We start from the raw sequence: 18,989 nt of genomic DNA on the forward strand, positions 1-18,989 counted from the left end.
ATTTTATTAATGGTTTGACGTTGTTAACGTAAGTGTTAGAGCAATATTTTTAATTTCTGTTGTTGTGGTAAAAATTCGAGGGACTAATGTAAAACGAAGAGGGTAGAGTCGAATAATTAGGTCGAGGTAAATAGTGTTGGTGCTATTTACCTATTAATCAAAAATAAAAATCAAAAGAAAAATCATGAATGATACTAAACACAGTTTGGTAGGGCTTCTTATACCCTTAATATTATTGTCGGGTGCGGCTAGTGCTACAGAAAATATAAGTAAAGAAACGTTAATTCAGTTATCTCAAAGTGATTCTGCAACTGTAATAGATGAGACTTTGGCTGCGCTGTATCCTCAATATGCGAATAGCTCTGAAGCAAAGAGTTTGACTACTTTTCGTTACTTAGAGCGTATGTACACTCTCGACCCAAAAAGTGGCGAAATTATTGTCGCAATATCTGAAGGTAGAGAAGGAACTCGTTTCGATTCTTTGTGGGGAAATAAAGAAAAGCGCCAAGCAGACGATGCAATTGAAACCATTGAAAGCCTTGTTATAAAACCTTCAGATTTGGATGTTTTAAAAACGGTGCTTTTTGATGCCTATTATGACCGTGCTACAGCTGAATTTATTCTTGCTAATCGTTCAATTGATGAGGCCAGAATACAATGGATTGAGCAAGCGAGTGTCTCGACAATAGAAAAACACCGCCAACAATCTTTCGATATTCTGTTACGTGCTTTTGATGATTATTGGAAGTTAATCGAAAACCACTCTCAAGAATTTGTTAGTGAGCAGTCATCTCGTAATGTACAAAGTGCTCGATATTTAAATGGCGATGGCAAGTCAGTACCTGTATATCAAGGTGGCAGTTTAATTACGGGTTATAAAGATGCTTTATTAGCGTATCAGTTAATGAATGAATTATTGGCCCAGCAATTACACCTCAGTAAATTAAAGGCAGTATCGGCTAACCCTGAAGAGCAAAAGTCTAAGCTTGCAGATGAAGCTAGATCACTTCTTGCTCTTGTTTCGTTAAAAGAGAAGCAGCTAAGCAGTTTGTTAGGTGCTGAGTCCTACACTCATATAATGCTGTCCTCTGAGCTAGGTAAGTTTAAAGGCAACACGGCCGAATTGAAATCGGTGATAACTTGGCTTAAAGGTGATGGGAACTATTTGGGGTTACCTGATGACTTTGTCGTGTTGATGCCTGATTACAACTCACAAGAGAATGTTGAAAATAGCTCATTCGAGTCTGTGGAAAAAGTGTTAGGTGGGATGTCACACTCATTAGAGTATTCATTGAATAAAGCTCAAAAAGAACGTGTTGACTACCACTACCAATTGGATTCATTTACACGAAACTTTGCTCAAGAAAATGGCCGATTAAAGGCAAGATTGTTTACTTTACTCGGCTGTTCGGTCGACTCAGTTGTTACTCCTTGTAAAGAGCAGACCGAGGGTCAACGTAAGGGCAGTTTAATCGGCTACCAGTTGAAAAGCGTTCAAGCTGCAAAGACCGAAGGTGAACGAGCCTATAGAGCTCATCGTGAGGTATTAAAAAATATATCGATAGAAATTAAACGTATTGAACAAGAACAACAAGTTAACAATGCGATCGATAACATTACGGTTAAACTGGGCCTTAATGACGTTCCTTTCAAAAGCTTAATTGATGAAAGCCGAAAGTCGACTTTGGACATGAACTTAGTGCTGTCTTCCGAAGAAGTTAAGCGCTCTCTCGATATACTAGGCCGCTTTTTGAATGATATCGGTTCCACCGACTTGTCATCGACATTTTCTGCTATTGAAAGCTTACAAGGCGCTTTGAACGAAAGCTCCCTTAAAGCTGAATTATATATTCAGAAGTTGGCTTTGCTCGAGCGTTCAAGAATCAAAGGCTTACGAGCAGAACAATTAGATGTCTTTACAGAAGGTCGGATTAAGGAACTAACGTTAGAGCTAGAAACTGCTAAAGCTGATATGGCTAAGTCGCTTTCTAATTTAGTTGATGATGCCGGTAGGTTAGTAATCTTTAGTGCAGAAGCTCAGCGTTTGGTTGCTCAAATAGAACAAAATGAACATCTTAAATCTGAACGCTCTTATGCTGACCCGCTGAATTTTAGTGCGTTGACCGTTGAAACATCTCGAGCTGAATCACAGTTCTCTAACCTTCAAGAATGGCTTTTTTATGCTGTACAAGCACTTGAATATAAATGGCAAGAGTCGTTTTATGATCGTATTGAGGGTTTTGATAAAAACTATGTGTTTAAGCTCCAAGATACTCAGCAATCAACCGTTTACTTAGACGCATTAAAGCGTTTTGACGATAAGAGGTATACGCCATTCGGCCAGAAAGTGACGGATGTTATTTCCCTAAAGGAACATATTTTCGGTTACATCGATAATCATGGTGGGAAAACCATTTATTATCCTGCTCCTGATGGTAGCGGAGATATGTTGACTGCAGATGAAGCGTTTAACGCAAAGTTAAAGCTGCTTTCTCGTAACTTTGGCTTTGATAAATGGTTAACTGTAGAGTTCAGTACTGTGAAACACTTTCCTAAAACGAACCTTTTTCATGGACCGATACTTGGCAACGAAGATGATGTGATGTGTTTAGAAGTAGCAGGGAATTACTCGGATAAAATTGACGGGATTTCGATTAACCTTGCAATCAATTATGACATATCGGGTGAATCTGCAACTCGAGCACTTCTTACTTATGGTGGTAATAACTACATGCGTAGCCGTATTCCAGGAGTGTTAATGGATGATGGACAAGGGCTTAAAGGTGATTTGATTTCCTATTCAACACGTTTTGCGGATATTTCCAATAACGGTGTTGTATCTAAAAGCAGTTTTAAACAGCATATGAGCGCTAATATCATGACTGGCTATCATGATAATAAAGAACTCCTTAACCCAACTTATTCATTTAAAGAAAGAAGTGTTGCAGCTTCAGGATGGAGATTGTCTCTTCAGTTAGGTGACGAATATGGGGATATTGTTGAAACTGAAGCGATTGATGATATCCAAGTGATAGTGCAGCACAACCTGAAGGCTCGACGTGCCTCAATTTGCAGCGGCGAATCTGGTCCTTTATAACAACATAAATAACCTTACTTTGAGCCTCATGATTTTATGAGGCTCTTTTTATAGCTTCCGAGCGTTACTCTACTTCAGCTTCTTCCGGTTCTACTTCTTCTTGTAATTCTAACAAATTGATCGCTATCGTGACGAAGTCACTGTCTGTAATGATCCCCACTAATTCGTAGTTTTCTACAACAGGTAAACAGCCCACTTTGTGTTTCTGCATATAGATAGCTGACTCTTTTAATCCTGCACGCGGCTCTACCGACATAACGCTTTTGTGCATGATGTCGTTGAGTGGTGTTGAGAGAGTAAAAGATTGAGCTTGTGGGATATTTTGTAGGCTGGATTCTTGAGCGCCAAGAACGTCTCGTTGTGTGACGACGCCAAGTAGCTTTCTGTCCGCATCAACGACTGGGATATGGCGGATATCAAGCGCTTCCATCATGTGCTTAGCATCGGCCAGTGAATGTGAGCGCAATAGAGTATGAGGGTTGCGAGTCATCATATCTTCAACCTTGATCATACGAACCTCCTTATTTTTTAATTTGTTGCTATTACTATAGTTTTTTATCCAAAAAATAACTGAGAGCTGACGCATTTTTGGGGGAGTTTTATGCAACTAATTCGCGAACTTTAAGAGGTGAATCAGTAGCATTATTTTACGCCTCTTTACAATAATCCATTGCTGTAAACCTTGCTATTGCGGCTCGTGTGCCTATACTAGCCCACTGCGAAATTTTTAGTCGCGCCTGCGATCTGTTTACGGTAGCTATTTCCTTACGGTAACGGTTTATTGGCGGCAGCGATTGATGATTCGTCAACGATACAAACCTCATCAACTAAGACAAGATTAGACACATGCAAGTTTCAGATTTTCACTTTGACCTACCAGATGAACTTATTGCTCGCTACCCTCAAGAAGAGCGTACAGCAAGCCGACTGCTTAAATTAGACGGTAATAATGGCAACCTAGCTGATGGTTCGTTTAAAGACGTTTTAGACTTGGTTGAACCAGGCGATCTTGTCGTTTTCAATAACACTCGTGTTATTCCTGCTCGCGTATTCGGTCGCAAGGCATCAGGCGGTAAGCTTGAAGTGCTTGTTGAGCGTATGTTGGATGAGAAAAGCATTCTGGCGCATGTTCGTTGTTCTAAATCACCAAAGCCGGGCACTAAGTTGTTCCTTGGTGAGAACGATGAATACGAAGCTGAAATGGTGGCGCGTCATGATGCGTTATTTGAAATCCATTTCACATCCGATCAAAGCGTTTTAGATATTCTAAACAACGTCGGTCACATGCCATTACCGCCTTATATCGATCGTCCAGATGAAGACGCCGATAAAGAGCGCTACCAGACTGTCTATAATGAAAAGCCAGGTGCAGTTGCTGCGCCAACAGCTGGCCTTCATTTTGATGACAAGTTAATGGCTGGCATGAAAGAAAAAGGTGTTGAGTTTGCTTACGTGACACTGCACGTTGGTGCTGGCACATTCCAGCCCGTTAAAGTGGACAACATCAATGATCACCACATGCATGCAGAGTACGTTGAAGTGCCGCAAGAAGTGGTTGATGCCGTAGCGGCTGCAAAAGCACGTGGCGGACGTATCATTGCCGTTGGCACAACATCTGTGCGTTCATTAGAAAGTGCAGCGCAAGACGCACTAAAAAAAGGCACTGAGCTCGTTCCTTTCTTTGGTGATACAGAAATCTTCATCTTCCCTGGCTATGAATACCAGCTAGTGGATTGCTTGATTACAAATTTCCACTTACCAGAATCAACACTGATTATGTTGGTGAGTGCATTTGCTGGTTATGACAATGTGATGGGCGCATACGATCACGCAGTGAAGAGCGAATATCGTTTCTTCAGCTACGGTGATGCCATGTTCATCAACAAGAAAACAGCATAATTTAAAGCTTTGCTCTTAAAGCTCAAAGCTTGGTGAGCTAATAGATTCACCATTAGATACAAAATATTTACGGGTGCTAGCAGTAGGCTAGGAGTCGGGCAGGTCACTGTCTAATCTCTCGCAAGGAATACGCGACCGCTCCTCATAGAACTCGCTAGATTGAACTTATGTTTAGCTTAAGGTTCTGAATTATCAGTCAGATTGTTTCTCTGGCATATTGGAGGCTTCGTGAAATTAAAATACGAACTTAAAAAAACAAACAGCGGCGCACGTCGTGGTCAACTTCAGTTTGAACGTGGTAGCGTTGAAACACCAGCGTTCATGCCAGTAGGTACTTACGGTACGGTTAAAGGCATGACTCCTGAAGAAGTGAAAGACACCGGTGCTGAAATCCTACTAGGTAATACGTTCCACCTATGGTTACGCCCTGGTCAAGAAATCATGAAACTGCACGGTGACTTGCACGATTTCATGAACTGGAAAGGTCCGATTCTGACTGATTCAGGCGGTTTCCAAGTATTCAGCTTAGGTGCTACACGTAAAATCACTGAAGAAGGTGTTCACTTCCGTAACCCTGTAAACGGTGACAAGATCTTCATGGACGCTGAAAAGTCGATGGAAATCCAAAAGGATCTAGGTTCAGACATCGTAATGATCTTTGACGAATGTACGCCTTATCCTGCGACGCATAAAGAAGCTAAAGACTCAATGGAGATGTCTCTTCGTTGGGCTCAGCGTTCACGCAATCACTTTGATAAGCAAGAAAACCCGAACTCACTATTCGGTATCGTTCAAGGTGGCGTATACGAAGACCTTCGTGATGTATCCGTTAAAGGCCTAACAGAAATTGGTTTTGATGGTTACGCTGTTGGTGGCCTAGCAGTAGGCGAACCAAAAGAAGACATGCACCGTATTCTTGAGCACACATGTCCTCAACTGCCTGAAGATAAGCCACGTTACCTGATGGGCGTAGGCAAACCTGAAGACTTAGTTGAAGGTGTTCGTCGTGGTATCGACATGTTTGACTGTGTTATGCCAACGCGAAATGCACGTAACGGCCACTTGTTTGTGACTGAAGGTGTGATCAAGATCCGTAATGCGAAGCATAAAACCGATACAACACCACTAGATTCAGATTGTGACTGTTACACTTGTAAGAACTACAGTAAGTCTTACTTACATCATTTGGATCGCTGTAATGAAATCCTAGGTGCAAGACTAAACACTATCCATAACCTGCGTTTCTACCAACGAATCATGTCAGACATTCGTCAATCTATTGATGAAGACCGTTTTGAAGAGTTCGTTGCTGAGTTCTACGCAAGAATGGGGCGTGAAGTGCCACCACTAGGTAAAGAATCTTAGTATTTCTTTTTTGCGAGCCCTATCTCTCTTCCGAGTGATGGGGCTTGAAAATAAAGGGATACAACCCAATTAGACAAACAATTACTAAAATATAATAGAGGATGTTTTTAATGTTTATTTCTCAAGCTCACGCAGCAGCAGAAGGTGCACCAGCAGGCGGCGGTTTCGAAATGCTTATCATGCTAGGTATGTTCGCTGTGATCTTCTACTTCATGATCTACCGTCCACAAGCTAAGCGCGTAAAAGAGCATAAGAACCTTATGTCTTCTATGGGCAAAGGCGATGAAGTTCTAACGAGCGGCGGTCTGATTGGTAAGATCACTAAGATTGCAGAAGACAGCGACTACGTTGCTATCGAACTGAACGCAAACAACGAAGTTGTTATCAAGAAAGACTTCGTTACAGCAGTGCTACCAAAAGGTACTCTGAAATCTCTATAAACAGCTAGAGGATCCTCGCTGTGCTAAACCGTTATCCGTTATGGAAGTATTTGATGGTGATGTTTGCCATCGCTATCGCTGCGTTGTACGCACTTCCAAATATATACGGTGAAGATCCGGCAGTTCAAGTTACAGGGGCGCGCGGCGCCTCTGTAGATCTGTCTACGCTGGATGCTGTCACCGACGCTCTTGAAGCAAAGAGCCTTTCTACTAAATCCGTTGCTCTAGAGAACGGTTCCATTCTTGTTCGCTTTAACGATACAGATACGCAAATCAGTGCCCGTGATATCATCACAGAAGCACTAGGCGATGACGTTATCGTTGCTTTAAACCTAGCTGCTTCAACTCCTGATTGGCTCGAGTCTATTGGTGCTGCACCAATGAAACTGGGTCTTGACCTACGTGGTGGTGTTCACTTCTTAATGGAAGTGGATATGGACGCTGCAATGGAAAAGCTCGTTGGCCAACAAGAAGAAGCGTTCCGTAGCGAACTTCGTGAAGAAAAAATCCGTTACCGTGCTATTCGCCCATCGGGTAAAGATGCCGTAGAAGTGATTCTGCGTAACGAAGAGCAGCTTGCTGAAGCGAAATCGCTACTGCAATCTAAGCACCAAGATATGACGTTCGTAGATTCAGAATCTAACGGTCGTTTCTCTTTGATTGCTAACTTCACTGAAACTCGCCTTCAAGAAATCCGCAACTACGCGGTAGAGCAAAACATTACCATTCTACGCAATCGTGTTAACGAACTTGGTGTTGCTGAGCCTTTGGTTCAACGTCAAGGTGCTAGCCGTATCGTAGTGGAATTGCCAGGTGTTCAAGACACGGCTCGTGCTAAAGAAATTTTAGGCGCAACCGCAACTCTTGAATTCCGCGAAGTGGACAGCAGTGCCGATTTGGCCGCTGCAGCTTCTGGTCGTGCTCCTGCTGGTAGTGAAATCAAGCAAGACCGTGATGGTCGCCCTGTCGTACTTAAGAAACGCGTTATCTTAGGCGGTTCTAGCATTACAGATGCAAGCTCAAGTGTTGATGAATATGGTCGCCCACAAGTTAACATCTCGCTAGACAGCGAAGGTGGTAGCAAGATGTCTACGTTCTCTCGTCAAAATATCGGTAAGCTAATGGCAACCGTATTTGCAGAGTACAAAGACAGCGGTCGTAAAACACCTGAAGGCCGAGTGATCCTAAGTAAGCACGAAGAAGTGATTAACCAAGCGACGATTCAATCTGCGCTTGGCCGTAACTTCCGTATTACAGGTATCGATTCAACGGCTGAAGCTCATAACTTGGCACTTCTACTACGTGCTGGTGCATTGATTGCTCCTATCTCGATTGTAGAAGAACGTACGATTGGTCCATCTATGGGTCAACAAAACATCGATATGGGTATCATGGCGATGGTTTGGGGTATGGCTGCAGTAATGCTGTTTACACTGCTTTACTACCGTACTTTCGGTTTGATTGCGAACGTCGCTCTGATGGCTAACTTGGTGTTGATTATTGGTGTGATGTCGATGATTCCTGGTGCGACAATGACGCTACCAGGTATTGCCGGTATCGTATTGACGGTCGGTATGGCAGTCGATGCCAACGTTCTTATCTTTGAGCGTATACGTGAAGAACTTCGAGATGGACGCAGTCCACAGCAAGCGATTCACCAAGGTTATGCAAACGCATTTAGTACAATCGCTGATGCCAACATCACCACACTATTAACAGCAATCATTCTATTTGCTGTCGGTACAGGTGCGATTAAAGGCTTCGCAGTAACGTTATCAATCGGTATCTTGACTTCAATGTTTACAGCTATTATCGGAACACGTTGTATCGTGAACCTGATGTACGGCGGTAAACGTGTTAAGAAACTGTCGATCTAAGGCTAGGAATTAATATGTTTCAGATTCTAAAAGCAGAAAAAATGATCGACTTTATGCGTTGGTCAAAGGTTGCCTTTGTATTCTCTATCTTGATGATTGGTACGGCTATCTTCACCCTAACAACGAAATCGTTGAACTGGGGTCTAGATTTTACTGGCGGTACTCTGATTGAAGTGGGTTTTGAGGAACCAGCAAACCTACCCGATATCCGAAGTGCACTAGAAGCTGAAGGCTTTGGTGATGCTACGGTTCAGAACTTTGGTTCTGCGCGTGAGGTAATGGTTCGTCTACGTCCACGTGACGGTGTTGCGGGTGAAACGCTTGGTAACCAAATCCTGTCTGCAATTAAAGATGGTACTGGTGAGCAAGTTGAGATGCGTCGTATCGAGTTCGTTGGTCCAAACGTGGGTGATGAACTAACAGAAGCTGGTGGTCTTGCGATCTTAGTTTCTCTAATCTGTATCTTGATCTACGTATCAGTACGATTTGAATGGCGATTGGCTGCCGGTGCTGTATTAGCCCTAGCGCACGACGTTATCATCACACTAGGTGTGTTCTCTCTAATGCAAATTGAGGTAGACCTTACTATCGTGGCAGCCTTGCTGACGGTGGTCGGTTACTCCCTCAACGATACCATAGTGGTATTTGACCGTATTCGTGAGAACTTCCGTAAGATGCGTAAAGGCGAAGCGCCTGAAGTGTTGAACAGCTCAATCACACAAACATTGAGCCGTACCTTGATTACTTCTGGTACGACGTTGTTCGTGGTTATCGCTCTGTTTGTACAGGGTGGTGCTATGATTCACGGTTTCGCGACTGCACTTCTATTGGGTATTACGGTTGGTACTTACTCTTCTATCTACGTTGCATCAGCACTAGCTATGAAGTTGGGTATCACGCGTGAACACCTAATGCCACCACAAGTGGAAAAAGAAGGCGAAGAGTTTGAAGAAATGCCTTAAGCCTTGGCTTAAACTGTTTCGATAAACCAAAAAAACCGCTAGTAGCCTAGCGGTTTTTTTACATCCGTATTTTGTGGCTGAGCTCAATGCAATTTAACGTTGAAGTGAGTTGCACTCGATGCAACTAAGCGCCACCTTGCTCGTCTCTCGTCTCTCGTCTCTTGAAGAGCAGATACAAAAAAGCCCCGCAATCGCGAGGCTTTAGAATTTCTACGCTCCCTTGAAACAGGGAGCTTTAACGTAAGGCCTGAATTACTTCAGCATACCTTCGTTTGCGTTCTCACGAACGTGCTTAAGAATAGACTTAACACCACGTGCGCTTGAAGCAACAACATTACCAGAAGTCATGTAATCAGTACCGCCAGCAAAGTCAGTCATGATAGCACCAGCTTCACGAGCGATTAGATCGCCAGCTGCTAGATCCCATGGTTTAAGGCCTAGTTCTAGGTAACCGTCAACACGGCCAGCCGCTAGGTAACATAGGTCAAGAGCTGGAGAACCAGTACGACGGAAGTCAGCACAGTCAACGAATAGACCAGTGATGATTTTCATGAAAGATTCAGAATGTTGTTTTTGCTTGAATGGGAAGCCAGTAGCAAGAACAGTACCTTGAAGGTCTTTAAGTTGAGTAACACGCATACGAGCGTTGTTAAGTTGTGCGCCAGCGCCACGTTGAGCTGTGAATAGCTCGTTTAGCATTGGATCATAAACACAAGCAACTTCTGTACGACCGTTCATGCGAACAGCGATAGATACTGAGAAGTGAGGGAAACCTTTTACAAAGTTGTTGGTGCCATCTAGTGGGTCAACGATCCATTGTACGTCAGAGTCTTTACCTTCAGTTAGGCCTGACTCTTCAGAAATAATGCTGTGCTCTGGGTAAGATGATTTGATTGTCTCAATAATCATGTACTCAGCTTCTTGAGCAATGTTAGTAACGTAATCGTTGTTACCTTTTAGAGACGTTTCGATCTTATCAGTTGTTTCTAGAGATTTAGCAATATGGTTGCCAGCTTTACGCGCAGCGCGTATCGCAATGTTTAGCATTGGATGCATAGGTTTTTCCCACAAGATGTTAAAGAACAGTTTAAAGCGGCGGCGAGTATACCAAATTTTTTGCAAAAGGGAAGTGGTTGTTTTTTGAACTCTTGAATTCACATTACGAGAAGGGTCTGACCATTTTACTTAGCTATGTGTTAATATCTCGCGATTATTTTTAAAGTGGTGTCATATAGCATGTTAGACAATGTAAAAGTCGTTCTGGTTGGTACGTCTCATTCGGGAAATATCGGATCAGCAGCTCGCGCAATGAAAGTGATGGGTTTGAGTCAATTGGTTCTTGTCGATCCTCAATGTGAAGTTGACGAGCAGACCTTAGCACTGGCAGCGGGTGCAGGTGACATCGCAGAAAATGCGACGATTGTTTCTACACTGGATGAAGCAGTAAAAGACTGTGGTTTGGTGGTAGGTTCGAGTGCGCGTTCACGTACGCTCGAATGGCCAATGCTTGAGCCGCGTGAATGTGGTGAAAAGTTTGCAGTTGAAGGTCAAAAACACCCTGTAGCGTTAGTCTTTGGCCGTGAGCGTACTGGTCTAACAAATGATGAACTACAAAAGTGTCATTACCATGTGTGTATCCCTGCGAATCCTGAGTACAGTTCACTGAACCTAGCAATGGCGGTACAAACGCTAAGCTATGAAGTTCGCGTGGCACACCTTGATATGGTTGCTAGCCAATATCAGCCGCAGCAACAAGATGACTATCCTCGTCACGAAGAACTAGAAATGTTCTACGAACACCTTGAAAAAGTGATCATCGATACCCAATTTATCTCTAAGGACAAGCCTGGTCAGGTGATGAACAAGCTACGTCGTCTATTCAGTCGAGCTCGTCCAGAACTGCAAGAGATCAATACTCTACGTGGTATTTTGACCTCAATTGAGAAGAGTAATAAAGATAAATAAAGCCCATGCAATAGGTAGGGGTGAATACCTGACTAAAATAGTCAACTAAATACTTGACCAATTTAGTCGGGTATGGGAAAATTCCAACCACATAAACAATGTGGATACGGTGTGATATGAAACTTACATCTAAAGGAAGATATGCGGTAACAGCTATGCTAGATGTAGCACTGCATTCGCAAAAAAGCCCAGTTCCTCTGGCTGACATTTCAGAGCGACAGGGTATTTCGTTATCTTACTTAGAACAGCTATTTTCTAAGTTACGTAAAGCTGGCTTAGTTGCTAGTGTTCGTGGTCCTGGTGGTGGTTACCGCCTAGGTGCTGAAGCGGGCGACATCGCTGTCGGAACTGTGATTGCTGCAGTAGACGAATCAGTTGATGCAACTAAGTGCCACGGTAGAGCAGATTGCCAAGGTGGTAGTCGTTGTTTAACTCACACCTTATGGCGTGATTTAAGCTCCCGTATTAGCAGCTTCTTAAATGACATTACGCTCGGTGAGCTAATGAAAGATAACGAAGTTTTACAGATTTCTGATCGTCAAGATATCGATCTTGCGGTTAATAATGGTTTTGCACAAAAAAATACGAGCACTACAACGATTAGTGCAGCACCTCACGGTGTTAATGCCCGCTCTTAGCGGTCAGTTTTTACATTGGAGTAGAAAATGAAACTGCCTATTTACTTTGACTATTCAGCTACATGTCCAGTCGATCCACGTGTTGCTGAAAAGATGGTTCAGTGTATGACGATGGATGGTAACTTCGGTAACCCTGCGTCTCGTTCACACCGTTATGGCTGGCAGGCAGAAGAATCAGTAGATAATGCTCGTGAGCAAATTGCCGATCTACTAAATGCAGACCCACGTGAAATTGTTTTCACGTCAGGTGCTACAGAGTCAGACAACCTTGCGATTAAAGGTGCAGCGCACTTTTATGAGAAGAAAGGTAAGCACGTAATTACGTGTAAAACAGAACATAAAGCGGTTCTTGATCCATGTCGCCAACTAGAGCGTGAAGGTTTTGAGGTTACATACCTTGATCCAGAAGCTAACGGCATCATCGATCTAGACAAGCTACAAGCTGCAATGCGTGAAGATACAGTTCTTGTTTCTATCATGCACGTGAACAACGAGATTGGTGTAATCCAAGATATCGCTGCAATCGGCGAGTTATGTCGCTCACGCAAGATCATCTTCCACGTTGATGCGGCTCAGTCTGCGGGTAAAATCCCACTAGACGTAAAAGAGATGAAAGTAGACCTTATTTCATTTTCTGCACACAAAGCATATGGCCCTAAAGGCATCGGTGCTTTGTACGTTCGTCGTAAGCCACGTATTCGCCTAGAAGCGCAAATGCACGGTGGCGGTCATGAACGTGGTTTCCGTTCTGGTACGCTTGCAACTCACCAAATCGTGGGTATGGGCGAAGCATTTGCTATCGCTAAGCAAGATATGCAGAAAGATTACGATCACGCACTAGCACTTCGTGAACGCCTACTTAAAGGTGTTCAAGATCTAGAAGCAGTAACCGTAAATGGCGACTTAGACCAACGTGTACCACACAACCTAAACGTGAGCTTCGCTTTCGTTGAAGGTGAGTCTCTGCTTATGTCTCTGAAAGACCTAGCAGTATCATCAGGTTCTGCATGTACATCAGCAAGCCTAGAGCCTTCATATGTTCTGCGTGCTCTTGGTCTAAACGATGAACTGGCACACAGCTCAGTACGTTTCTCATTCGGCCGTTTCACAACGGAAGAAGAAATCGACTACGCGATTGCACAAATTCGTGTAGCGGTAAACAAATTACGCGACATGTCTCCTCTATGGGATATGTATAAAGAAGGGATTGATTTGAACACTGTTGAGTGGGCTCATCACTAATCTCACGGAAATAGAGGATTCGAGGTAACTATCATGGCATATAGCGAAAAAGTAATTGATCACTACGAAAACCCACGTAACGTAGGTTCGTTTGATAAAGAAGACCCAAGTGTAGGTAGCGGCATGGTTGGCGCACCGGCTTGTGGTGACGTAATGAAACTGCAAATCAAAGTATCTGCAGAAGGTATTATTGAAGACGCAAAATTCAAGACTTACGGTTGCGGTAGCGCAATCGCTTCTAGCTCACTAGTTACAGAGTGGGTTAAAGGTAAAAGTATTGATGAAGCAGCTGCTATTAAAAACTCTGAAATCGCAGAAGAGCTTGAGTTGCCACCAGTGAAAGTTCACTGTTCAATTCTTGCTGAAGATGCAATCAAAGCAGCTGTTGCGGATTACAAAAAGAAGCACTAATCGCTTCAATACCGTAATCACGTCGACAAAATAAGTAATATTTGGGAGCACCCTTTGTGCTCCCACCTGAGTTCTCAATTTATATAAAACACAAGGTTGTAGTATGGCCATCACCATGACAGATACGGCAGCAAGCCGAGTTCAAGCTTTCCTAGATAACCGTGGTAAAGGTCTCGGGTTACGCTTAGCAGTAAAAACTACTGGCTGTTCGGGTATGGCGTATGTACTGGAATTCGTTGACGAGCTTAACGAAGAAGACGAAGTGTTTGAGCATTCAGGTGTTAAGGTCATCATTGATCCAAAGAGCCTAGTATACCTAGACGGTACTGAGCTTGATTATGTAAAAGAAGGCCTAAACGAAGGTTTTGAATTCAACAACCCTAACGCGAAAGGCGAATGTGGTTGTGGTGAGAGCTTCAATGTTTAAACGCTTGAGTCGTTAAGCGTTGTAAGCGAAGAATAAAATTAGGCTCTGAACAAAGAGCCTAAACTTAGGACCACCTTTACATGAATCATTTCGAATTATTTGGGCTACCACTTCAGTTTCAACTGGATGGTAGCCTTCTTTCTTCTCAGTTTAGAGATCTGCAACGCCAATTCCATCCTGATAAATTTGCGATAGCTTCTGAGCGTGACCGCTTATTAGCCGTGCAAAAAGCGGCACAAATCAACGATGCGTACCAGGTATTGAAGAATCCAATCAGCCGAGCAGAATACCTGTTGGTTCAACACGGAGAAGACATTCGTGGCGAACAACAAACCATGCAAGATCCTATGTTCCTGATGGAGCAAATGGAACTGCGTGAAGAGCTGGAAGATATCGCAGACAGTTCTGACCCTGAAGATGCGCTATTTGCATTTGAAGGCAAGGTTAGCAAAATGTATAAACAACAATTAAGTGCTATCCAACAAGAACTCGAAAGCGAAGCTTGGCTAGAAGCTGCAGACCGAGTAAGAAAGCTTAAGTTTATTGCAAAATTAAAGAATGAAATCGAATTAGTTGAAGATCGTTTGATCGGCTAGTTTGTATAACAAGGACACATCCATGGCACTACTTCAGATTGCAGAACCAGGGCAAAGCGCCGCTCCTCACCAGCACAAGCTTGCAGTGGGTATTGATTTAGGTACAACAAACTCGTTGGTTGCTGCAGTACGCAGTGGCGAGGCGAGCACACTTGTTGATCAACAAGGTCGAAGCATTTTACCTTCAGTTGTTCACTACCAGTCGGAATCTTATACGACTGGCGATGAAGCTCGTGCTAACGCGCAGACTGACCCTAAAAATACCATTATCTCAGTAAAGCGATTAATTGGTCGCTCACTGTCGGATATTCAACAGCGATACCCGTCTCTGCCATATCAGTTTGAAGAAAGTGATAATGGTCTACCTGTGATCCGTACAGAACAAGGCAACAAGAACCCAATTCAGGTTTCTGCTGATATTCTACGAGCGCTTGGCCAACGTGCTGAGTCTACGCTAGGCGGTGAATTATCTGGCGCCGTGATTACGGTTCCTGCGTATTTTGATGATGCACAGCGTGCGGGTACGAAAGACGCGGCTCAACTTGCTGGTCTTCACGTATTACGTCTTCTTAATGAACCTACTGCGGCAGCGATTGCTTACGGTTTGGATTCAGGCAAAGAAGGCGTGATTGCGGTTTATGACCTTGGCGGTGGCACGTTTGATATCTCTATCCTACGCCTGTCTAAAGGTGTCTTTGAAGTATTAGCAACAGGTGGTGACTCTGCATTAGGCGGAGACGACTTTGACCACTTGATCGCAGAACACTCCCAAGAGCAAATGGGCTTAACAGAGCTTACAGCAGAACAGAATCGTATCCTTTTGGATGCTGCAACAGACGCTAAGATAGGTTTATCTGAAACTGAAAGCGTTGATGTTGAAGTGTTAGGTTGGTCTGGTTCGTTAACTCGTGAAGAGTTTGAAGGCATCATCAAGCCATTGGTTAAGAAAACACTGCTTTCGTGCCGTCGTGCATTGAAAGATGCTGAAGTTGACGCGGATGATGTTCTAGAAGTAGTGATGGTCGGCGGTTCAACTCGTACATTGCTTGTACGTGAAATGGTGGGTGACTTTTTTGGTCGTACGCCACTAACCAGCATTAACCCTGATGAAGTGGTTGCGATTGGTGCTTCTATCCAAGCGGACATTTTAGTAGGCAACAAGCCTGACTCTGAAATGCTATTGCTTGATGTTATCCCGCTTTCTCTAGGTATCGAAACCATGGGTGGCTTGGTCGAAAAGATCATTCCACGCAATACCACGATCCCTGTTGCTCGCGCACAAGAATTTACCACGTTCAAAGACGGTCAAACTGCAATGACAGTGCACACCGTGCAAGGCGAACGTGAGATGGTTGATGACTGTCGTTCATTGGCTCGTTTTGCTCTGAAAGGCATTCCACCAATGGCGGCTGGCGCGGCGCATATTCGTGTGACTTACCAAGTAGACGCTGATGGCCTGCTATCGGTTACCGCTATGGAGAAGAGCACAGGTGTTCAAGCTGAGATTCAGGTTAAACCGTCTTACGGCTTAAGTGATAATGAAGTGGCGAATATGCTGAAAGATTCGATGACGTTTGCTAAAGAAGACATGCAAGCGCGTGCTCTAGCTGAACAACGTGTAGAAGCGGATCGTGTTATCGAAGGCCTTATTGCAGCAATGCAAGCGGATGGCGATGAGCTGCTTGATGAGCCAGAAAAGCAGCAACTTCTGCAAGCTATTGAGGCACTGATTGAAGTGCGCAATGGCGAAAGCGCTGATGCCATCGAACTAGAAATTAAGAATACCGACAAAGCGAGCCAAGACTTTGCTTCTCGTCGTATGGATAAATCAATTCGAGCTGCACTGTCAGGTCAGTCAGTCGATAATATTTAATAGTTAGAGAATAGATAAACATGCCAAAGATTATTGTTTTACCTCACGAAGATCTATGTCCAGAAGGCGCTGTTTTAGAAGCAAAAACTGGTGAGACGGTTCTTGATGTTGCATTGAAGGCCGGTATTGGTATTGAACACGCATGTGAGAAGTCGTGTGCATGTACTACATGTCATGTCGTGATTCGTGAAGGTTTCGACTCATTAGAAGAAAGTGATGACCTAGAAGACGACATGCTTGATAAAGCATGGGGTCTGGAAATGGAATCTCGTCTTGGTTGCCAAGCTAAAGTAGCTGATACAGACCTAGTAGTTGAAATTCCAAAGTACACATTGAACTTAGCTTCTGAAGAGCACTAAGAACTCTGCTCGACTAAACGTGTTAGTAAAATTGGCATAGAATATAAATCATTAAGATGACAAATCGTCGCTGATAAAGATAAGGAAGTGTTATGAGCTTGAAATGGATTGATTCGCGAGATATCGCGATTGAGCTATGTGATTTATACCCAGAGACTGATCCTAAAACCGTACGTTTTACGGACTTGCATCAATGGGTGTTAGATCTTGAAGATTTTGATGATGAGCCGAATCACTCGAATGAGAAAATTTTAGAGGCCATTATTTTATGCTGGATGGATGAGATGGACTAACCCTCTTGTTCTATAATTTGGCCGTTGGTTGGAATTTACCCAATATAAAACACAGCCAAGTTAACAATTCTTACTAAAAAAAGCGGACCTTATGGTCCGTTTTTTTATCAAAATGACATTTTACTTCTACATAATGCTAACATCAGAGCGCTAATAAAAAATAATCAGAATCACTCACTCAACGTGGTTCAAAGACAAGGAGAAATCATGTCTACACAGATGTCAGTATTTTTAAGTCAAGAAGCTGCCCAGCCTCAGTGGGGAGCAAGAGCTATCTTATCGTTTTCGGAAGCGGGAGCGACAATTCACATTGGTGAAGGCCACGATTTAGGTGCGGTTCAACGTGCTGGTCGTACGCTTGACGGACAAGGTATCGCACTGGTTGCACTTAGCGGTGAAGGTTGGGATCTAGAAAGTGTTTGGGCTTTTTACCAAGGCTACCGTGGACCAAAGAAAAAGAATGCATTGGAGTGGGATGCTCTAGCTGAAGCTGATCAAGTTGAATTAGAAGCACGTATCCGCGCGACAGATTGGACTCGTGACATCATCAACAAAACGGCTGAAGAAGTTGCCCCTCGTCAATTAGCGACAATGGCAGCTGAATACATCAAGTCAGTGGCTCCAGCAGGCACTGTTAAAGCAAAAATCGTTAAAGACAAAGATCTCCTAACTGAAGGTTGGGAAGGCATCTACGCAGTAGGCCGCGGCTCTGAGCGTACTTCAGCAATGCTGCAACTGGATTTCAACCCAACTGGCGATGAAAACGCACCTGTGTTTGCTTGTCTTGTGGGTAAAGGTATCACTTTCGACTCTGGCGGTTACAGCATCAAGCCAGGTCAATTCATGACAGCAATGAAGGCTGACATGGGTGGTGCGGCGACTATTACGGGCGGTTTAGGTCTAGCGATCGAACGTGGCCTAAACAAGCGTATCAAGCTTATCTTATGTTGTGCTGAGAACATGATCTCTGGTCGTGCATTGAAGCTTGGCGACATCATTACTTACAAAAATGGTAAGACAGTCGAGATCATGAATACCGATGCAGAAGGTCGCTTAGTTTTAGCTGATGGTCTGATGTTCGCAAGCGCACAGAATCCTGAGCTGATCATTGACTGTGCAACGCTAACTGGCGCGGCTAAAAATGCATTAGGTAACGACTACCACGCACTATTGAGTTTCGATGATGAGTTGTCTCATCAAGCACTAACAGCTGCAAACCAAGAGAAAGAAGGCCTATGGTCATTGCCTCTTGCTGATTTCCACCGTGGTATGTTGCCTTCAAACTTTGCTGATCTTTCAAACATCAGCTCTGGTGATTACACACCGGGTGCAAGTACCGCTGCTGCGTTCCTTTCTTACTTTGTAGATGACTACAAAAAAGGTTGGATTCACATGGACTGCGCGGGTACTTACCGTAAGTCATCAAGTGATAAGTGGGCTGCAGGCGCGACTGGTATGGGTGTTCGTACACTGGCTCGTCTTCTTATCGACCAAGCAAAATAATAATAAGAGTGAGCGGTATTTCGATACCGCTTATTCATAAAC

Annotated in this window: 18 protein-coding genes; 16 read left to right on the forward strand and 2 right to left on the reverse strand. The window is 43.7% G+C overall.

Annotated features, from left to right (window positions below):
- The first annotated feature begins 184 nt into the window (after positions 1-184).
- On the forward strand, positions 185-3,097 hold the full coding sequence (locus BCT49_RS21260) for a hypothetical protein (protein ID WP_241908110.1): 2,913 nt from the start codon (positions 185-187) through the stop codon (positions 3,095-3,097).
- A 64-nt stretch (positions 3,098-3,161) separates the two neighbouring features.
- On the opposite strand, the gene BCT49_RS21265 is transcribed toward BCT49_RS21260, so the two are convergent.
- Entirely contained in the window at positions 3,162-3,608 is a 447-nt protein-coding gene (locus tag BCT49_RS21265; protein ID WP_102438018.1) for a CBS domain-containing protein, read from the reverse strand.
- A gap of 335 nt (positions 3,609-3,943) precedes the next feature.
- Between BCT49_RS21265 and queA the strand changes: the two genes are divergently transcribed.
- The 5 genes from queA (at position 3,944) to secF (ending at position 9,640) form a co-directional block, all read left to right on the forward strand.
- Positions 3,944-4,996 carry a tRNA preQ1(34) S-adenosylmethionine ribosyltransferase-isomerase QueA gene (gene queA, locus BCT49_RS21270; RefSeq protein ID WP_065105028.1) on the forward strand — a complete coding sequence of 351 codons (1,053 nt, stop codon included), beginning with the start codon at positions 3,944-3,946 and terminating at the stop codon, positions 4,994-4,996.
- A gap of 228 nt (positions 4,997-5,224) precedes the next feature.
- A complete protein-coding gene (tgt, locus tag BCT49_RS21275; RefSeq protein WP_004735086.1) occupies positions 5,225-6,361 on the forward strand; it encodes a tRNA guanosine(34) transglycosylase Tgt in 1,137 nt (378 codons plus the stop codon).
- Between the two features lie 110 nt (positions 6,362-6,471).
- On the forward strand, positions 6,472-6,801 hold the full coding sequence (gene yajC / locus BCT49_RS21280) for a preprotein translocase subunit YajC (RefSeq protein WP_010440492.1): 330 nt from the start codon (positions 6,472-6,474) through the stop codon (positions 6,799-6,801).
- 20 nt (positions 6,802-6,821) lie between these two features.
- Positions 6,822-8,678, forward strand: a complete 1,857-nt coding sequence (gene secD, locus BCT49_RS21285) for a protein translocase subunit SecD (protein WP_102438021.1) — start codon at positions 6,822-6,824, stop codon at positions 8,676-8,678.
- A 14-nt stretch (positions 8,679-8,692) separates the two neighbouring features.
- Positions 8,693-9,640: a protein translocase subunit SecF gene (secF, locus tag BCT49_RS21290; RefSeq protein WP_102438023.1), complete on the forward strand. Its 948-nt coding sequence runs from the start codon at positions 8,693-8,695 to the stop codon at positions 9,638-9,640.
- A 252-nt stretch (positions 9,641-9,892) separates the two neighbouring features.
- Here secF and suhB read toward each other — a convergent pair whose 3' ends face one another.
- Positions 9,893-10,696 carry an inositol-1-monophosphatase gene (suhB, locus tag BCT49_RS21295; RefSeq protein ID WP_102279638.1) on the reverse strand — a complete coding sequence of 268 codons (804 nt, stop codon included), beginning with the start codon at positions 10,694-10,696 and terminating at the stop codon, positions 9,893-9,895.
- Between the two features lie 180 nt (positions 10,697-10,876).
- On the opposite strand from suhB, the gene trmJ reads away from it, so the two are divergent.
- The 10 genes from trmJ (at position 10,877) to pepB (ending at position 18,947) form a co-directional block, all read left to right on the forward strand.
- Complete coding sequence (trmJ, locus tag BCT49_RS21300; RefSeq protein WP_017110475.1) at positions 10,877-11,605, forward strand: tRNA (cytosine(32)/uridine(32)-2'-O)-methyltransferase TrmJ; 729 nt, start codon at positions 10,877-10,879, stop codon at positions 11,603-11,605.
- Positions 11,606-11,721: 116 nt separating this feature from the next.
- Positions 11,722-12,243: a Fe-S cluster assembly transcriptional regulator IscR gene (gene iscR / locus BCT49_RS21305; protein ID WP_017110474.1), complete on the forward strand. Its 522-nt coding sequence runs from the start codon at positions 11,722-11,724 to the stop codon at positions 12,241-12,243.
- Between the two features lie 27 nt (positions 12,244-12,270).
- The gene (locus BCT49_RS21310) at positions 12,271-13,485 is read left to right on the forward strand and encodes an IscS subfamily cysteine desulfurase (protein ID WP_102438025.1); all 1,215 of its coding nucleotides are present in this window, start codon (positions 12,271-12,273) and stop codon (positions 13,483-13,485) included.
- Between the two features lie 33 nt (positions 13,486-13,518).
- Complete coding sequence (gene iscU, locus BCT49_RS21315; protein WP_004735094.1) at positions 13,519-13,896, forward strand: Fe-S cluster assembly scaffold IscU; 378 nt, start codon at positions 13,519-13,521, stop codon at positions 13,894-13,896.
- A gap of 103 nt (positions 13,897-13,999) precedes the next feature.
- The gene (iscA, locus tag BCT49_RS21320; RefSeq protein ID WP_004735095.1) at positions 14,000-14,323 is read left to right on the forward strand and encodes an iron-sulfur cluster assembly protein IscA; all 324 of its coding nucleotides are present in this window, start codon (positions 14,000-14,002) and stop codon (positions 14,321-14,323) included.
- Positions 14,324-14,403: 80 nt separating this feature from the next.
- The gene (gene hscB, locus BCT49_RS21325; RefSeq protein ID WP_009848288.1) at positions 14,404-14,919 is read left to right on the forward strand and encodes a co-chaperone HscB; all 516 of its coding nucleotides are present in this window, start codon (positions 14,404-14,406) and stop codon (positions 14,917-14,919) included.
- A gap of 22 nt (positions 14,920-14,941) precedes the next feature.
- Positions 14,942-16,792 carry a Fe-S protein assembly chaperone HscA gene (gene hscA / locus BCT49_RS21330; protein ID WP_102438027.1) on the forward strand — a complete coding sequence of 617 codons (1,851 nt, stop codon included), beginning with the start codon at positions 14,942-14,944 and terminating at the stop codon, positions 16,790-16,792.
- A 20-nt stretch (positions 16,793-16,812) separates the two neighbouring features.
- The gene (fdx, locus tag BCT49_RS21335; protein ID WP_004735098.1) at positions 16,813-17,151 is read left to right on the forward strand and encodes an ISC system 2Fe-2S type ferredoxin; all 339 of its coding nucleotides are present in this window, start codon (positions 16,813-16,815) and stop codon (positions 17,149-17,151) included.
- Between the two features lie 92 nt (positions 17,152-17,243).
- Entirely contained in the window at positions 17,244-17,444 is a 201-nt protein-coding gene (iscX, locus tag BCT49_RS21340; RefSeq protein ID WP_017098072.1) for a Fe-S cluster assembly protein IscX, read from the forward strand.
- Positions 17,445-17,651: 207 nt separating this feature from the next.
- Positions 17,652-18,947, forward strand: a complete 1,296-nt coding sequence (gene pepB, locus BCT49_RS21345) for an aminopeptidase PepB (protein WP_102438029.1) — start codon at positions 17,652-17,654, stop codon at positions 18,945-18,947.
- Positions 18,948-18,989 lie beyond the last annotated feature (42 nt).

Source organism: Vibrio lentus (genome assembly GCF_002875945.1).
GTDB lineage: Bacteria > Pseudomonadota > Gammaproteobacteria > Enterobacterales > Vibrionaceae > Vibrio > Vibrio apostichopi.